This is a genomic window from Arthrobacter sp. P1_B9 (assembly GCF_056406495.1).
In genome coordinates this window covers 1-16757 of record NZ_JBFUAA010000022.1, presented here as the reverse complement: position 1 = coordinate 16757, position 16757 = coordinate 1, and the positions used below count along the sequence as shown (strand labels likewise).

Sequence of the window (16757 nt, the reverse complement as noted above, 5' to 3'; positions counted from 1 at the left end):
TGTCGGGCAGCCGGTCCACGGGCTGCGGGCGTGGGTGGATTTACTGAGTAGACTCAGATAGTATCCGATACGAATCGTATCTTATATAGTCGTGATCGAGAACACGTCTCAAGGAAAGGGACCCCATCCATGGCAATCGCAACCGTCAACCCGACCACCGGTTCGACCGAAATGATCATTGAGCCGCATACGGCCGAGGAAGTCCAAGCTCGCATCGCGGAAGCCGCCGAAGCGGCGCGGCTGCTGCGCGGCACGACCTTTGCCCAGCGCGCCCAGTGGATGCTCGCCGCGGCGGACATCCTGGAGGATCAGGCGGAGGGTCTGGGCGCATTGATCACCGTCGAGATGGGCAAGCCGATTGCGCAATCGATCGCCGAGGTGCACAAGTGCGTCAAGGCCATCCGCTTCTACGCCGCGCATGCCGAGGAATTCCTGGCCGAGGCTCCGCTGAAGGACCCGTCGTCGGTCGGCGCCAGCCGCGCGTGGACCCGCTACGAGCCGCTGGGGACGGTGTTGGCGGTCATGCCGTGGAACTATCCGCTCTGGCAGGTCATCCGGTTTGCCGCCCCGGCGCTCATGGCGGGCAACTCCGGCCTGCTCAAGCATGCCTCGAACGTGCCCCAGGCTGCGCTCTTCCTCGACACCCTCTTTGAGCGGGCAGGGTTCCCGCGCGGATCCTTCCGCACCCTGCTGATCGGCGGCTCCCAGGTTGCCGGCGTCCTGGCCGATCCGAGGGTCAAAGCGGTGACCCTGACGGGTTCCGAGCCGGCGGGGCGCTCGGTCGCCTCCATTGCCGGGGACCACGTGAAGAAGGCCGTGCTGGAACTGGGCGGGTCGGACCCTTTCATTGTCATGCCCTCGGCGGACGTCTCCGCCGCGGCGGAGACCGCCGTGCGTGCACGGATCAGCAACAATGGCCAGTCCTGCATCGCCGGCAAGCGGTTCATCGTGCACACCGAGGTCTATGACGCGTTCGCCGCCGAATTCGTGAAGCTGATGTCGGAGCTTAATGTCGGGGACCCGCTGAATCCCGCGACTCAGGTGGGGCCCTTGGCCACCTTGTCCGGACGCGACGAACTGGCCGAGCTCGTCGAGGACGCCCGTTCCCTGGGTGCCCAGGTGCTGACCGGCGGGGTGGTTCCCGAGGGCCCCGGCTTCTTCTATGCCCCCACGGTGCTCGCCGGACTCAGCGAAGAGATGCGGATCATCCAGGAGGAGACCTTTGGGCCCGTCGCGTCGCTGTACTGCGCCCGGGACCGCGAGGATGCCCTCCGGATTGCGAACCAGACCACCTTCGGGCTTTCCAGTGCGGTCTGGACTGCTGATGCCGAGGAGGAGGAATGGTTTACGGCCAACCTTGACGCCGGCGCGGTGTTCGTCAACGGCATGACGGTTTCGTACCAGGAGCTGCCGTTCGGCGGGATCAAGCGTTCCGGGTTCGGTCGGGAACTGGCTGCGGACGGGATCAGGGAATTCTGCAATCTCAAGACCATCTGGAAGGCGTAAGCAAGCCGGAAGCCCATCAGCTAACCCTTGTGCGGCTAAGTGATGCATGTTACTTTTTATTCGAAACGATACGTACTGAACTTGAAGGAGCAAGATGGCTAACGTCAACGTCGACGTGGTAGTGATCGGGGGAGGGCCTGTAGGAGTCACTGCGCTGGCCTTGCTGGGGCGCGCAGGTCTGACCGCCGTCGGGGTGGAGCGTGATGTCCAGGTTTGGCCAACTGCCCGCGCCGTGCACTTTGATGGTGAAACCTTCCGCACCCTCCAATCGCTGGGAGTCGCCGAGCGCTTTGCCGAGGTTACTTTGCCGATGTCCTCCTTCCACATCGAGAACGAGGAGCGGGAAGTCCTGGTGTCCTTGCCCACGGGTCAGTTTGGCACCCAGGGTTGGCACGACGATCTCACCTTTCACCAACCGGACATCGAGGTCCTGCTGCGGGATGTCGTGGAAGAACTTCCCGGTGTCGAGCTCCGCCGAGGCGCCAGCGTGCTCTCCGTGCGCAATGAGGGACCGGGCGTCGAGGTGGCGGTGCGTGACTCCGACGGCGCGGAATCCTTAATCCGCGCCCGCTGGGCCATCGCAGCGGACGGGGCGCGCTCGCAGACCCGCCAGGCGCTGGGCATCGAGTGCGAAAAGCTGGGCGAGGATGCACAGTGGCTTGTCGCGGACGGCATTTTGGAAGAAGGCCCCGGCCTGTCTTCCGACATGATCTTCCTGGGTCATCACACAAGGCCCGCCCTGTGGATCCGCCTCCCCGGCAAACGGGTGCGGATGGAGTTCATGTTGATGCCGGGGGACGACCCCGAGGAAATTGCCACCCCTGAGGGTGTGGAAAAGATCAGCCACGGCGTGCTGCCGGCAGACAGATTCACTGCAGACCGGCTGGCTATTTATACCTTCCGTGGCCGCATCGCACGGCAGTGGCGCGCCGGGAACATCTTCCTGGCGGGGGACGCAGCCCACCAGGCGCCACCGCTTTTTGGTCAGGGCCTATGCGCCGGATTACGCGACGTGGCCAACCTGGTGTGGAAGCTCGATGCCGTCAAACGCGGTGCGGCCGACGACAGCCTCCTTGACACCTACGAGAGTGAACGCATGCCGCATGCACGGTTCTGGGTCGAGCAGGCAACCCGGGCGGCGGGCTTCATGCAAACCACCGACGCCGACACCGCGAAGCAGCGTGACGCCTTCATCCGCGCAAACCCCGCCGCATCCGCACCGATCTCACCCGCGCTGGGCCCTGGCCTGCACGACGGCGGCACCGACGAACGCGCCGGCCGGCTCGGCATGCAGCCGATCCTCGCCGACGGGGTGCGCCTGGATGACATGGTGGGAAGCCGTTTCCTGGTGGCAACAACCCGCGAGCTCTATGCCGCGGTCCCGGCCCCACTGCGGGAACTACTTGAGGAACATGCCGACGTCGTGGTCCTGTTCGATCCGGCCAAGGTCGGCCAGATCCTTGCCGCCGCCGGCGCCCAGGCGGTCGTCGTTCGCCCGGACCGCTACATCCTGGGCCTCGGCGACAGCCCCGAGGCCCTGGAGCGCCTCATCCGCAGCATTCCGCAGGCCGGCCACAACGTGCCGGCACGCATCTAAACCCACATCCGCGTCAAACGGACAGAACACAGGAGACCATCATGGCATTCAGCCCGATCACACACCTGAGGCACTTCGACATCGCGGTGCCCGACTACCAAAAGCAGGTTGAGTTCTACAAGAACCACTGGGGACTCACCGAAATGGAGAACGACGGCGGCGTGACCTACTTCGCCGCCGAGGGATCGCCAGAACAGTATTCGGTCCGCGTGCGCGAGGCCGAGGAGAAGCGCCTTGACATGGTCGCGTTCGGCGCGGCGGACAAGGCCTCGGTGGACCAGCTCGCCTCGGACCTCATTGCCAAGGGCGTGAAGCTCATTGGCGAACCCGATGACGTCAAGACCCTCGGTGGGGGATACGGCTTCCGCTTCTTCGACCTGGAGGGACGCACCATCGAGGTCTCCTCCGATGTTGAGGTGCGCAAGCACCGCAAGATCGAGGAACGCGAGGCGATCCCGGTGCGGCTCTCCCACGTGGTGCTCAACTCCCCGGAACCGGAAAAGATGCGCGCCTGGTATGAACAGCATCTGGGCTTCCGTCTCTCCGACACCCTGAACCACCCGCACATGGGCGACCTCTTCTACTTCATGCGCTGCAATGCACAACACCACTCCATAGCGATCTCCCGCGGTCCGCATGCCTCGCTGCAGCACGCGTCCTTCGAGCTGCGCGGCATCGACGAGTACATGCGCGGAAGCGGCAAGCTGCTGCGGTCCGGGTTCAAGAAAATCTGGGGCCCTGGCCGCCACAAGGCCGGGGACAACACCTTCACCTACTTCCACGATCCCAACGGGAACACCATGGAATACACCACCGAGCTGGATTCGGTGGATGAGGATACCTGGCATCCAAGCATCTTTGACACGCGCGACCCCGAGACCTCCGACCAATGGGGAACCGGCGGCGACATGGACGAATTCATCGCCCGCGAAATGTTCAACGACCGGGACAAGGGCCTGTACGTGGCCCCACCGGTATAGCGGCAGCAGACAATGACTAATGGAGGATTCATGGAAGAAGCACGCGTGAGCGGATTCATGCTGGGCACCTTCGAGGACGGCGGGGAGCAATTTCCCGGTGTGGTCTTCGGCGACGACGTCGTTGACCTGCGCACAGTGGTGCCGGGAATCGCGCGGATCGGGGATCTGTTCGCCGGCTGGGACGCGCACCTGGACACGCTCGAGTCCGTCGACCCGGCAGCGGCCGGCGCGCGCCCGCTCGAGGGGCTGAAAGTGCTGCCTCCAGTGCAGCCGGTGGGCACCATCATCGCCGCGGGGGCGAACTACCGCGAGCACGTCCTGCAGATGAGCGTGGCCCACAAGCTCGGCAAGGAAGGCGCCGACGCGGCGCAACTGGCCGCCGACGCCGCCGCTGAAATTGATGAGCGCGGCCGCTCGGGCGACCCCTACGTCTGGACCGGGATCCCCTCGGCGGTCTGCGGCGCCTACGATGACGTGCAGTTGCCGGATGTCGGCGGCAACGTCGACTGGGAACTGGAGCTCGGCGTGGTCATCGGCCGCAGGGCGCACCGGGTCTCGGCCGACGACGCCTTCGATTACGTGGCCGGATACACGATTGTCAACGATGTCACCGCGCGCACGCTCGTCCCGCGCAACGACATCGCGATGATGGGCACCGACTGGTTCCGGGCGAAGAACCAGCCGACGTTCTTCCCCACCGGCCCCTACGTGGTGCCAAAGCGGTTCGTCCCGGATCCGGCGAAGCTCCGGATCCGCTTGAGCCTCAACGGCACGCTGATGCAGGATGCCTTGGCCGATGACCTGCTCTTCGACATCCCGAGCCTGATCGCCTACGCCTCCTCGGTCGCTGTGCTGCAGCCCGGGGATGTCCTGATCACCGGTTCGCCGGCGGGCAACGGTTCGCATTGGGGTCGATTCCTCAAGGACGGCGACGTGATGGAAGCGGAGATCTCGGGTCTCGGCACCCAACGTTCGACAGTCCGCGGGCCGAGCGGGCAGTTGCCTCCCTGGTATGTGGATCGCCCAGTCGCTGTCGCTGCGGCCGGCGGGGCCGCCTGGTGAGCCTGCGCCAAAGCCACTTCGTCCCGCCGGTGTCTTATCTGCTGGCGGACGAACTGGGATTCCTGCGAGACGTTGAGGTGGTGTCCATCCGGACCACGTCGAGCGCCGAACAGCTGAGGGCCCTGATTGCCGGGGAACAGGACATGGTGGTCACAGCGATCGACAACTTGTTCGAATGGACCCGGGCAGGGGCCGACCTACGCCTGGTTGCCCAGGTCGAGCAGACCACGCCACTGGGCATTTATGCAGACAGTGCCGTGGAATCCATCGCGGACCTGGCCGGGTGCCGGTTCGCGGTGGACGCCCCCGACAACGGTTTCGCGCTCATCGCCAAGCGCCTGCTGCGCGACGCCGGCGTCGACGTCGACTACGTGGTGGTGGGTGGCGTGCGAGAACGACTTGACGCACTCCTTGGCGGTCAAGTGGACGCGACCCTGCTCGGGCCGCCGTTCGACCAACTGGCCGAACAGGCCGGGATGCGCCGCGTGCTGGATGTCAACGCCCTGCTGCCGGAGTTGCCGGGCCAAGGCCTGGTGGTCCGCGCCGAGGTCCTCGAATCCGCGGAGCTGGAACGCTACCTCAGCGCCTTGGTCCTCGGAGTGGGGGCCGGAGAGTCGATGGCCGAGGCACAAGGCATCGAGTTGCTTGAACGCTGCGGTTACCAAACCGCAGCGGCGACGGCCTGGGCCACGCGCGCCCGCACGCTCGCAGTGGATCGCCGCGGACTGGAGCTGCTGACCGAAATCCGTCGAAGCCTGGACATGCTTCCGCCGTACGTCAGTCTGGAGGAGCTCTGCGACGGCGAACCGCTCCTGAAGGCCACACGGTCCGCCAATATCAGTAACTGAGCGCCACCCCCCACGAAGTTGCCTATTGCAACTCCATATACCCAATGCGATACTGTACGTATCGTATGTTTGATCTCCAAAGGAGCACCCATGAAACTGGGACGAATAGCAGTGCCCACGCCCGACGGCGAACAGATTCGACTCGTCGCGGCCCAGCCGGAGCAGAGCCGGGTTATTGACCTTGCCCGCGCCTATGCCTTGACCCTGCAGCGCAAGGCTGCCGAGCCCGAACGCGCCCGGGCACTCGCCCTGGCGGTTCTTCCCGGAAGCCTGGCAGCGGGGATCGGCGGAGGCGCCGTATTCCTGGACGCCGCACACGATGCGCTTGCCGCGGCCGACGACGCTTCGTACGGCATCGACGAGGTCTCGTGGCGCGCGGCGGTCGACGCCCCGGTCATCCGCGACGGGCTGACCTTCGAGCAGCACATCCAGAACTTCCACCGCATTGTCGCCAAGGCCCAGCCGGCACGCTCCATCTACGATCGTCCGGGGTATTTCAAGGGCACTACTGCCATGTCCTACGGCCACAACCAGGTCCTGCCCTACCCCGACTTCACCGAAGCCCTCGACTGGGAACTCGAGGTCGGCTACGTCGTGGGCAAGTCCGGAAGCGACCTGACCCCGGACACGGCGCTGGACCACCTCTTTGGCATCACCGTCTTCAACGACTTCAGCGCACGCGATATCCAAGGCGCGGAAATGGCGATCGGCATGGGCCCGCAAAAGTGCAAGGACTTCGGCTACGGCATCGGCCCCTGGGTCACCACGATGGACGAAATTGACTCCATCGAGGGACTGCGCGGCCAGGTCCGCGTCAACGGCGAGGTGCTCTCGGACACCAAGGTCGAGGACTTCGTATATACCCCCGCCGAACTGCTGGCCTACGTCTCGATCTCCGACCGCCTGCAGCCGGGCGACCTCATCGGCTCAGGCACCATGGGCTTCGGCGCCGGCGTCGAAATCGGGAAATTCCTGAAACCCGGCGACGTCATTGAGCTAGAACTCGAGGGCGTCGGCACGCTGCGCACCCCGATCTCCACCGAACGCCAAAAGGCCCCCTGGTGGCCCGAGCCCCGCATCTACCCGCACGAAGAATGGGTGGTCTCATGACCCGGCCCCCAGTCCGCCGCATCGTCACCGGGCACGACGACCAAGGACGCGCAATCATCCTCTCGGACGGGGCCGCGCCCAACCACTGGTCCTCGGAACTGATTCCGGGCTTCGGTGCCACCGTGCCATGGCTGACCGCAGCCGGACCCATCGACCACGTCAGCGACGGCGACCCGGCAACGGCCGACGCCGAGATTCCCAGCTTCCCCGCCGCCGGCGAGACGATCCTGCGCATTGCCGACTTCCCGCCGGACTCCGTCTATCCGGATGAGGCGGGCTCGGTGATCTTCAGCGAGCTCGACGGGCATGACGAGGCCGAAGCGGGGGCCGAGCACAGCGGATCGAAGCACTTCTGGTTCCACCGCACCGACTCGCTGGACTACGCCGTCGTCCTCGAGGGTGAAATCACGTTGCTGGTCGATGAGGGTGAGGCGACCATGCGCGCCGGCGATGTGGCCGTGCAACGCGCCACCAGCCACGCGTGGTCCAACCGTAGCGACACCACGGCCCGGGTCCTTTTCGTACTGATCGGGACCGAGCCCATCACTGCGGCCCAGATCGCCGAGCGGCGCAGGGAGGCTTCCCGGCCCTTGGAGACCGCATGATCACCGACGCCCATGCCGCTGACGGCGAGATGATCTGGCAACCCGAACCGGAGGACAGCGCGGAGACCGGCGTCGGACGTTTCGCCGCCTTCCTGGACGGGCAGGACATCGACGTCGGTGCGGGCTACGACGAGCTCTGGCAGTGGTCGGTGGATGAGCCCGAGCAGTTCTGGGAACTCTTTGCCCGGTTTGCGGGAGTCGAGTTCGGTGGGACGCCAGGGCCCGTCTGCACCAACGACGCCATGCCGCACACGCGCTGGTTCCCGGGACGCACCCTCAATTACGCCCGGCACCTGCTGCAGGGCCACGAGGGCACCGCACTGATCGGCATTGCCGAGGACGGGACGCGCGAGGAGGTCACTTGGGACGCGCTGCGGCGCGAGGTGGCTTCCCTGGCCGCGCACCTTCGGACCCGCGGCGTGGGGCGCGGGGACCGGGTCGTAGCGATCCTTCCGAATGTTGCCGAGGCCGTCGTCGGGCTGCTCGCCGCCGCCTCGATCGGTGCCGTGTGGTCCGTCTGCGCCCCGGAGTTCGGCCCGGGCGCGATCGTTTCGCGGTTCGCCCAGCTCGGCCCAAAGGTCGTCATCGCCGCCCCGGGCTACATGCTTGGCGGGAAGGACCGGGACCGCCGCGCGGAGCTGGGGGAGATCTTCGCCCAGCTCCCCACCCTCGAGTACGTGATCTGGGTGGGACGGCATACCTCCGTCCCGAGTGTCCCAACCAGGGCCCCGGCCGTGGACTGGGCACAGGCCGTGGCCGAATCGGCGGAGCTCGTCTTTGACGACGTCGAGTTCAGCCACCCCCTGTGGGTCCTGTTCTCCTCCGGGACAACGGGCATTCCCAAGGGCATTGTGCATGGCCACGGCGGGGCGCTGCTTGAGGAAATGAAAATGCTCCTCATCCACTCCGACCTGCGGCCCGGGGACCGTTACCTCAACGTGGCCTCGACGAGCTGGGTGCTGTGGAACGCACTCGTCTCCGCACTCGGCGTGGGGGCGACGGCGGTACTCGTCGACGGAAACCCCACCTTCCCGTCGATCGACCGGGTGTGGCAGATTGCCGGCGCCGAGCAGGTCGCAGTCCTCGGTGTCGGTGCGGGATTTGTCCATTCCTGCGCGAAGGCCGCACTGCTACCGATGCGCGACCACGACCTGGGCGCCCTGAAATCCCTTCAGGTCACCGGATCGCCGCTCTCGGCCGACGGCTATCGCTGGGTCTACGGCAATGTAGGCGACATCTGGTTGAGTTCGATGAGTGGTGGCACCGACATCGCCTCCATCTTCGTGGGAGGATCCCCGACACTGCCGGTCCATGTCGGCTACATCCAGGCTCCGGCCCTCGGGGTGCGCGTGGAGTCCTGGGATGAAGCCGGCAATCCCACCCGGGGCAAGGGCGAACTGGTGGTGACCGAGGCAATGCCCTCGATGCCGCTGAGCTTCTGGGGAGACGACGGCAGCCGGTACCACGAGAGCTACTTCGCGATGTACCCGGGCGTGTGGCGGCACGGGGACTACATCGAGTTCACGCACCGGGGCATCCTCATCCACGGCCGTTCCGACTCGACCCTCAACCGCAACGGGCTGCGGCTCGGTTCGGCAGACATCTACACGGTGGTCGAATCTCTGCCGGAAGTCGCCGAGGCGCTGGTGGTCGGTGCCGAACTGGGCACTGACTACTACATGCCGCTGTTCGTCCATTTGGCCGACGGCGCCAACCCGGACGTGACCCAAGAGGCGATCACAAGATCAATCCGTGAGAACCTCTCCGTCCGATACCTGCCCGACGAGATTGTCTTCATGCCCGGAATTCCGCATACCCGCACCGGAAAGAAGCTGGAAGTCCCCATCAAGCGGCTTCTGCAAGGAGCCCGGTTGGAAACGGTCGCGGATCTCGGGTCGGTGGATGATCCCGTGCTGTTGGAAGAATATGCCCGGTTTGCCCTTGAACGGCAGACGATATCACCGTAGGCGGCACCGCTACCGGCTTCCGACAGGTTCGGTCCGCCGTAATGGGTGATGGGCGCCGGGACGTATCGAGGATGAAACATCCAGCGACTCAACGGCTGGCTAAATACGGCTCACCCCGTCAAAGGAGAGACATTGGGAACCATGCCAACAGCAACACCTGTCAGTCAAAAGACCGCGGGCGCCATCGGCCACAGCTTCACTCTGATCCGGGTCGAGGTTGGAGAGACGGCAGACTGCATCAATGAACAGGAACTTGCCCACCTGGCCACCCATCTCACCACCGTTAACCGGGTGTTCGTCGCAGGGGCAGGCCGCAGTGGACTGGTTCTCAGGATGGCCGCTATGCGGCTGATGCATCTCGGCCTCACGGTCCACATCGCAGGGGACACCACCACTCCTGCAATCCGCGCCGGGGATCTGCTGGTGGTGGCCTCTGGATCCGGAACAACCTCAAGCGTGGTGAAGGCGGCAGAAACTGCGGCAAAGGCCGGTGCAAAGGTGGCCGCATTCACTGCCAACACAAACTCCCCACTGGCTGCAGTATCCGACATGCTCGTGGTTATCCCGGCCCCGCAGAAAACCGACCACCAATCGGGTGCGTCTCGGCAATATTCCGGAAGCCTCTTCGAACAGGTGCTATTCCTCGCCACCGAAGCGGTGTTCCAAGCCCTCTGGGAGGAAACCAGCATTTCTGCCGAACAGCTCTGGACCCGGCACGCCAATCTCGAATAGCAGGACTCAGGATGGCGACGACGGAGGCGACGACTGATGCAGCGGAAACACCGGTCAACAACTCACCCCTGAATTCCTTTTGCCCAACATTTCCTAAAGAAAGAGCCGATCATGAAACTCCAAGTTGCAATGGACCTCCTCACCGTCGAAGACGCCCTCGAATTGGCCGCCAAAGTAGCCGAATACGTGGACATCATCGAACTCGGAACACCCCTGATAAAGGCTGCAGGCCTCTCCGCTGTCACCGCCATCAAGAATGCCCACCCCGACAAAATCGTTTTCGCTGACATGAAGACCATGGACGCCGGAGAATTGGAGGCCGACATCGCCTTCAAAGCCGGCGCCGACCTGGTATCAGTCTTGGGCAGTGCAGACGACTCGACCATCGCCGGCGCCGTGAAAGCCGCCCGTGCGCACGGCAAAGGCATCGTTGTGGACCTCATTGGGGTATCCAATAAAGTCTCCCGCGCCAAGGAAGCGCGCGCCCTTGGCGCCAAGTTCGTGGAATTCCACGCCGGCCTTGATGAGCAGTCACAGCCCGGCTATGACCTCAAGGGGCTCCTGGCCGCCGGCGAAGAAGCGCGCGTCCCCTTCTCAGTAGCCGGAGGAGTAAACCTCTCGACGATCAACGCTGTCCAGCGGGCAGGGGCGGACGTGGCCGTAGCGGGCGGCTCAATCTACGGAGCCGCGGATCCCAGCCTGGCCGCCAAAGAACTGAAGGCCGCCATCATCTGACGCTTCCTTTCCATCACCTGCGGCGGCCGCACGTGCAAAACGTGCGGCCGCCGCATCCAACCCACTCACAAGGAACCCGGAGGGACAAAAAGTGAGTATGCGATGAATGCTGGAGTCACGCTTCAGCCACGGCCCACCCAGCGGCCCATCCACCAATGGGAATACCTGAGCCCAGGCGACGGCGTCGAGGTATGTCTGGGGGATCTCCAGTACGCCGGATGGGTAGACGCGGTCGGAGACCGCGGGCATCTGATTTGGGTGATCGAGAACGGAACGGCTGACCGCCGGCTGTTCCTGCGCGGGGATGGCGTCACACTATGTCCCATCTGACGTTACTCCCCAACCCGACTCCGACCAGATCCGCGGTACACGATCAAAGCCCTTCCCTCCCGGATTATTCGGATGAGTGGCGCGAGGTGTCCACTGCTGACCCAAATCTTGTCGACAAGTTACTGAACGAGGCTGAGTCGTCGCTCGTCGATGTGGCTCTGAGCCGCCGGCCCGCCGGCATTTTGGTTACCCGCCATCGCGCAGGCCGGTACGTCCTAGAACTCAGTGAAGAAGTGCCGTTCGGGGAATCCCGGGAGCGGTCTGCCTGGTAAGAGAGCGTTCCTGCTTCCGGAACTACGTGGTCAATATCCAGGCGTCCACTCGAGAGCCAGCACGCAACGCAGCCTGAAACCGTCCAGGAATGGGGCGGGCGCCGACCCTCGGTCTTGAGTCTTCTTGCGCCCGGCGGTCGCTATTCGGGTTCAATGGCGTCCAGGACCTCGACTGCATATTGGATGACAGCCAGTGCCCGGGCAGTCAGCATCGTTTCTTTTGGCCAGACCGCAACGACGGAGGTCTGGCCGGCGCGGGGACGAAGGTGCCGGGTCACGAGTCCCTTGCCCTCGCTGGAAACCGGGATTTGATTGGGCCGCGACATCAAGAGGCTGTAGCCGAGCCCCCGCCCGACCATCGCCCGGACAAGATCGATTTGCGGGACTACTGCACCCACGTTTGGCTTGAGCCCACGCTGAGCGAACATCAACTGCGTATATTCCGTGCTGGGGGCCGTGTTGAGCATGATGAGTGGCTTGGTCGCCAGATCAGCGAGATCCACGTCGTCTTCTTCAGCAAGTGAATCGTTGGCCCCCAGAACGGCCATGACTTCGGTCTTGTAGATGACCCTGCGCTCCACGTCCGCTGGCAAGCTAATGTCGTAGACGATGGCCGTGTCCAGGGTTCCATCTTCAAGTGCCGGCAACAGGTCGGCGTGGTCTCCTACCGTGATGCTGATTTCGACTTTGGGGTGCAGGCTTGCCATGCCTTCAAGCACGGCGGGCAGGACGTTGCTTGCCAGGCCCGTATAGCAGCCCAGCGACATCGGCCCCTTCAGCTCGCCGCGGATCTCACCCAATCCGTCTGCCAGTGCGCTGGCCTCGCGAAGCAGTTCCCCGGCCCGCTTCGCGAAGTGGCGCCCAGTCGGCGTCAGGTGCATGCCCCGGGCCTTCCTCCGGATGCACAGTTGTTCCCCCAACGCTGCCTCCAGCTCGCTGATGGCATGCGAGAGCGCGGATTCGGAGATGTGGAGCTGTTGCGCCGCGGATCCCAGGGTGGTGTGTTCCGGCAGTGCGGCGAAGAGTTCGAGCTGACGAAACGTGAATTTCGGCACGAATATCACTTCTCCTAAAGAATCGAAATACTTCTACTGATATTCGCAGTTTACTAGAGAAAGATTGCCTGTGACACTGATTACACAAGGAAGTGCCAGTAGGACCGGCTACACAACGACGTGCCAGTAGGAGTAAGACAACAATGACGACACAAGCCGCACAGTGCCCCTACCACGGGAACTCGGAGACCCGAAGCGATGACGCGGCCTCGGTGCCCGGCAGCAGCGATCAAGCTCGCACCACCGCTTCGCAGGACGCCGCCGACTACGCCGTGGCTGACTGGGTTGACGTGGCTGAACTTGCATCGGATCCCTACCCGACCTATGCCCGGCTGCGGGCAGAGTCGCCGGTCGCCTGGGTTCCGCAGCTTAACAAGTTCCTCGTCACCAACTACGCCGGCTGCCACACGGTGGAACAGGATCAGGAGACCTTCAGCGCCAACGTTTCCGGCGCCACGATGACCCGGGCCATCGGTGCCCAGCCGATGCTGCGCAAGGATGATCCAGAGCATTCAGTAGACCGGGCACCGGTAAATCCTGTGCTTCGTCCCAAGTCCCTCAAGGAAGTCTGGGGCCCCGTCTTTGAGCGCAACGCCGAAACCTACCTTGAGAATGTCGCCGAGCTTGGCCCAGAGGAGGCAGACCTGAACCGGGACTATGCCGCACCCGTGGCCTCGCAGAACCTCATCGACCTGCTGGGGCTGAAGGATGTATCAGTGGAACAGGTTCGCCGCTGGTCCCACGACTTCATCGCTGGCATGGGCAACGTCCTGGACGATCAGTCGATCTGGGACCGGTGTGACGCTTCGACCGCGGAGGCCGACGCTCTACTCAAGGAACTGATCCCCTACTACCGGCAGAATCCGGATGCCTCGATGGTGTCCGCGTTCGCAAACAGCGGGCTGCCAACATCCAACGTTGCAGCGAATGTCAAGCTGACCATCTCCGGCGGAATGAACGAGCCCCAACACATGGTCACCAACATGGTCTGGGCCCTCAGCAGCCACCACGAACAGCGGGCGCAGGTCCTCGCCGACCCCTCGTTGTGGGCGTCCGTGTTTGACGAAGCCGTCAGGTGGCAATCACCGATCGGCATGTACCCGCGCCAAACGACCCGGGAAACCGTCCTCGAAGGCGTCCGGATCCCCGCCGGCGCCGGGATCGGCGTGGTCGTTGCATCCGCCAACCACGACGCCGCCCACTTCGGCGCCTCTGCAGCAGACTTTGATATCCACCGGCCAAAGCGCCCCCACCTCGCTTTCGGCAGCGGCGTCCACCTCTGCGCCGGGCACTGGGCCGCAAAGACCTCCATCGGTCAGATTGCCGTACCGATGGCCTACAAGCGCTTCCCAGGGCTTCGTGTAGACGAGCGGCGGAATGAGAGCTGGGACGGCTGGGTCTTCCGCGGCCTGACCAGCCTTCCCGTCACCTGGAACTAAGAGCACCCCCGAATACAAGGAGCAACGATGCCCACCGTCACCTACACCCAGCCAAACGGCACCCAGCAAACCCTCCAGGTCGAGGAAGGCACAACACTGATGCGCGCCGCCGTCAGCAACGGCATTGACGGCATCATCGGCGAATGCGGAGGGCAGGCCATGTGCGCCACATGCCACGTCTACGTGCGGCCGGAATATGCCGAGGCGTTGCCCGAGATCAGCGACGACGAAGACGAAATGCTCGACTGCGCCACCGCGGAGCGGATGGACAGCTCACGGCTGGGCTGCCAGATCAAAATCGACGCAGAACTCACAGGGATTGTCGTCGACATCCCTGCCGGCCAACTCTAGAAGCGGGGCAATGACATGAGCGTTGTCATCATAGGCGGCGGACAGGCCGGCCTACAGGTCGCCGATACATTGCGGACCGAGGGGTACGGGGGTGAGATCCATGTGATCGCCGAGGAATCCGGACTGCCCTACCAGCGCCCGCCGCTGTCCAAGGACTACCTGGCCCCGGGCCAGGAGCCGGCTCCCTTGCCGCTGCGCGGAGCTTCCTTTTTCGTGGACAAGAACGTCACACTCCATGAAGGCGCCCAAGCACTCGCCATCGACCGGGCGGAACGGAAGGTCAAGCTCACCAAAGGTTCACTCGATTACGACCACCTCGTTTTCGCGACCGGTGCCCGAAACCGGATGCTGAGCTGCCCGGGCGCATCCCTGTGCGGCATCCATGGACTGAAAACCCTGACAGATGCAGAAGCGCTGCACACGGCGCTGCCCACCGCCCGCAATATCGTCATCATCGGTGCCGGATTCATCGGACTGGAATTCGCCGCCGCCGCCCTGGCCCACGGATGCAGCGTGACCGTACTGGAATTCGCGCCTCGCCCAATGGGACGTGCACTGACCCCCGTCATGGGCGAGTGGTTCGCAGCCGCCCACCGTTCACAAGGCGTCGACCTGCGCCTCGGCGAAGGCATTGACCGCTTCGAGCCCGGCGCGGATGGCCGCGTCGGAGCCGCAGTGTCCACCACAGGGGCTTCCTATCCTGCTGATCTGGTCCTCGTGGGCATCGGCGTTCAGCCCAACGACACCCTGGCCTCGGACGCAGGCCTCGAGACCAGCAACGGCATCGTCGTCGATGAAACGCTGCGCACAGAGGACCCTGCCGTTCTGGCGATCGGCGACTGCGCCAGTTTCCCCAGCCCACATGCCCAGGTCCGTCTGCGTCTGGAGTCGGTCCAGAATGCCACCGATCAGGCCCGTCATGCCGCCCGCACGGTCCTAGGGGCTAACCACCCGTACACGGAGCTGCCTTGGTTCTGGTCCACACAGGGCCCATACCGGCTGCAGATGGCAGGGCTCGCACGACCCGATGACGACACGCTGGTCCTGGGTGATCAGGCGGCAGCTAAGTTCTCCGTCCTCTGCTTCAGGGACGGCGTCCTCACGGCTGTGGAATCGGTCAACGCGCCCGCGGACCATTTGGCCGCCCGCAAACTACTCGCCGCCGGCACGGGCATCACCCGCGACCAGGCAGAAACCGAGGGGTTCACCCTGAAGGCTGTCGCAAGCACCCCGTTAGTCCCAGTAGTCGCCTGACAGGGATTACATGTCTCCGCCCCCGACAAATCCCCGTGATCATGGTGATCATCCCGATTTCAAGGGAGACGAATTTTGTCAGCACAAAGAAGGGCCGCGCCCCTGTGATGTGGGCGCCGCTCGTGGCCGAAATGAGTTGAACTGGCTGTTTTCGGGGGTGTGTACATTGTGCACATTTTGGGTGTCGGATCGGGCCGTACCGGGGTCGGATCGGGCCGGATTCGGCATGTTTCCGGGGGAGTCCAGTGTTCGCAAGGGCTGGAAGGCAGTTCGAGTCCCACCTCGGGCACGTGTTTTCCCTGTGCAGGGGCTTGTTGGGCCTCTGAATGTGTACAAATCTCCTTTCTGGGCCCCCTGCGGGGGCCCATTTTTGTTGATGCCCGTTGCGGTCTGGCGGCTCCTCCTCTTGCCTTGGACAGCGGTGTTGCTGCTTACTCCTTCATGGCCGGGAGCGCTTGGAACTGCATGACCTGCTGCGACTTCGGGATCAAAAACTCTATGGTCATCCCTGTCGGCAGCCAGAACTCCTGGGAAATTTTCGTTGTGTCCTCGGCAATGTTCTCGAGCAGCGGGCAGGAGCCGGGCCAACCTATCGCGTTTGGTGACGCCGGCTCGAACAGCCGCCACGGCTTTCGCTTGGTCCTGGCCGTTTCTTTTTCCTGTCGGTCAGCCATTGTCGAAATAGATCGGGCCCCCTGGGGACACCCAGCCAAAGCGTGGCGCTGTCAGGTCCTGTTCGTTGGTGGAGATCCGGGCGTAGCCCGATGATCTGCGCGGGCAGGGGTGCAACTGTCGCGATTGTCCAACCTGAGCGGGACAGTTTTGCGGGCGGGGCATGCGCGAATCCAAGTTTCCAGTATCTGTATCTGATTTCTCGCAGCGCCAGTGCGGGCGGACGGTGTCGCGGTCGCGGT

General features: G+C 64.1%; 15 protein-coding genes. 13 read left to right on the top strand and 2 right to left on the bottom strand.

The window, feature by feature from the left end:
• Positions 1-129: 129 nt before the first annotated feature.
• The 10 genes from AC1D1A_RS20450 to hxlA all read left to right on the top strand — a co-directional run bounded on the left by AC1D1A_RS20450 (position 130) and on the right by hxlA (position 11142).
• Positions 130-1506: an aldehyde dehydrogenase family protein gene (locus AC1D1A_RS20450; RefSeq protein ID WP_476886880.1), complete on the top strand. Its 1377-nt coding sequence runs from the start codon at positions 130-132 to the stop codon at positions 1504-1506.
• A gap of 94 nt (positions 1507-1600) precedes the next feature.
• Complete coding sequence (locus AC1D1A_RS20445) at positions 1601-3103, top strand: bifunctional 3-(3-hydroxy-phenyl)propionate/3-hydroxycinnamic acid hydroxylase (RefSeq protein WP_476886879.1); 1503 nt, start codon at positions 1601-1603, stop codon at positions 3101-3103.
• Between the two features lie 41 nt (positions 3104-3144).
• Positions 3145-4083 (top strand): VOC family protein, encoded by a 939-nt coding sequence (locus AC1D1A_RS20440; RefSeq protein ID WP_364744927.1) that lies wholly within the window; start codon positions 3145-3147, stop codon positions 4081-4083.
• A 30-nt stretch (positions 4084-4113) separates the two neighbouring features.
• Positions 4114-5145: a fumarylacetoacetate hydrolase family protein gene (locus tag AC1D1A_RS20435; RefSeq protein WP_476948576.1), complete on the top strand. Its 1032-nt coding sequence runs from the start codon at positions 4114-4116 to the stop codon at positions 5143-5145.
• Entirely contained in the window at positions 5142-5993 is an 852-nt protein-coding gene (locus AC1D1A_RS20430; protein WP_476948575.1) for an ABC transporter substrate-binding protein, read from the top strand. The genes AC1D1A_RS20435 and AC1D1A_RS20430 overlap by 4 nt, the downstream gene beginning before the upstream one ends.
• Positions 5994-6083: 90 nt before the next feature.
• Entirely contained in the window at positions 6084-7103 is a 1020-nt protein-coding gene (locus AC1D1A_RS20425) for a fumarylacetoacetate hydrolase family protein (RefSeq protein ID WP_476948574.1), read from the top strand.
• A complete protein-coding gene (locus AC1D1A_RS20420; protein ID WP_476948573.1) occupies positions 7100-7708 on the top strand; it encodes a cupin domain-containing protein in 609 nt (202 codons plus the stop codon). The genes AC1D1A_RS20425 and AC1D1A_RS20420 overlap by 4 nt, the downstream gene beginning before the upstream one ends.
• Complete coding sequence (locus AC1D1A_RS20415; RefSeq protein WP_476948572.1) at positions 7705-9675, top strand: acetoacetate--CoA ligase; 1971 nt, start codon at positions 7705-7707, stop codon at positions 9673-9675. The genes AC1D1A_RS20420 and AC1D1A_RS20415 overlap by 4 nt, the downstream gene beginning before the upstream one ends.
• A 141-nt stretch (positions 9676-9816) precedes the next feature.
• Positions 9817-10407, top strand: coding sequence for a 6-phospho-3-hexuloisomerase (gene hxlB, locus AC1D1A_RS20410; RefSeq protein ID WP_476948571.1), 591 nt, complete (start codon positions 9817-9819; stop codon positions 10405-10407).
• Positions 10408-10518: 111 nt separating this feature from the next.
• Positions 10519-11142: a 3-hexulose-6-phosphate synthase gene (hxlA, locus tag AC1D1A_RS20405; RefSeq protein WP_056431769.1), complete on the top strand. Its 624-nt coding sequence runs from the start codon at positions 10519-10521 to the stop codon at positions 11140-11142.
• Between the two features lie 742 nt (positions 11143-11884).
• On the opposite strand, the gene AC1D1A_RS20400 is transcribed toward hxlA, so the two are convergent.
• On the bottom strand, positions 11885-12799 hold the full coding sequence (locus tag AC1D1A_RS20400) for a LysR substrate-binding domain-containing protein (protein WP_230009662.1): 915 nt from the start codon (positions 12797-12799) through the stop codon (positions 11885-11887).
• A 143-nt stretch (positions 12800-12942) separates the two neighbouring features.
• On the opposite strand from AC1D1A_RS20400, the gene AC1D1A_RS20395 reads away from it, so the two are divergent.
• Genes AC1D1A_RS20395 through AC1D1A_RS20385 form a run of 3 tightly spaced genes read left to right on the top strand, consistent with a single transcriptional unit; the run spans position 12943 to position 15843 of the window.
• Positions 12943-14238, top strand: a complete 1296-nt coding sequence (locus AC1D1A_RS20395) for a cytochrome P450 (protein ID WP_476948570.1) — start codon at positions 12943-12945, stop codon at positions 14236-14238.
• 27 nt (positions 14239-14265) lie between these two features.
• The gene (locus tag AC1D1A_RS20390) at positions 14266-14589 is read left to right on the top strand and encodes a 2Fe-2S iron-sulfur cluster-binding protein (protein WP_028276580.1); all 324 of its coding nucleotides are present in this window, start codon (positions 14266-14268) and stop codon (positions 14587-14589) included.
• Positions 14590-14604: 15 nt separating this feature from the next.
• Positions 14605-15843 (top strand): NAD(P)/FAD-dependent oxidoreductase, encoded by a 1239-nt coding sequence (locus AC1D1A_RS20385; protein WP_476948569.1) that lies wholly within the window; start codon positions 14605-14607, stop codon positions 15841-15843.
• Positions 15844-16274: 431 nt separating this feature from the next.
• Here the strand turns inward: AC1D1A_RS20385 and AC1D1A_RS20380 are convergent, their stop codons facing one another.
• Positions 16275-16517 (bottom strand): hypothetical protein, encoded by a 243-nt coding sequence (locus tag AC1D1A_RS20380; RefSeq protein ID WP_476931999.1) that lies wholly within the window; start codon positions 16515-16517, stop codon positions 16275-16277.
• Positions 16518-16757 lie beyond the last annotated feature (240 nt).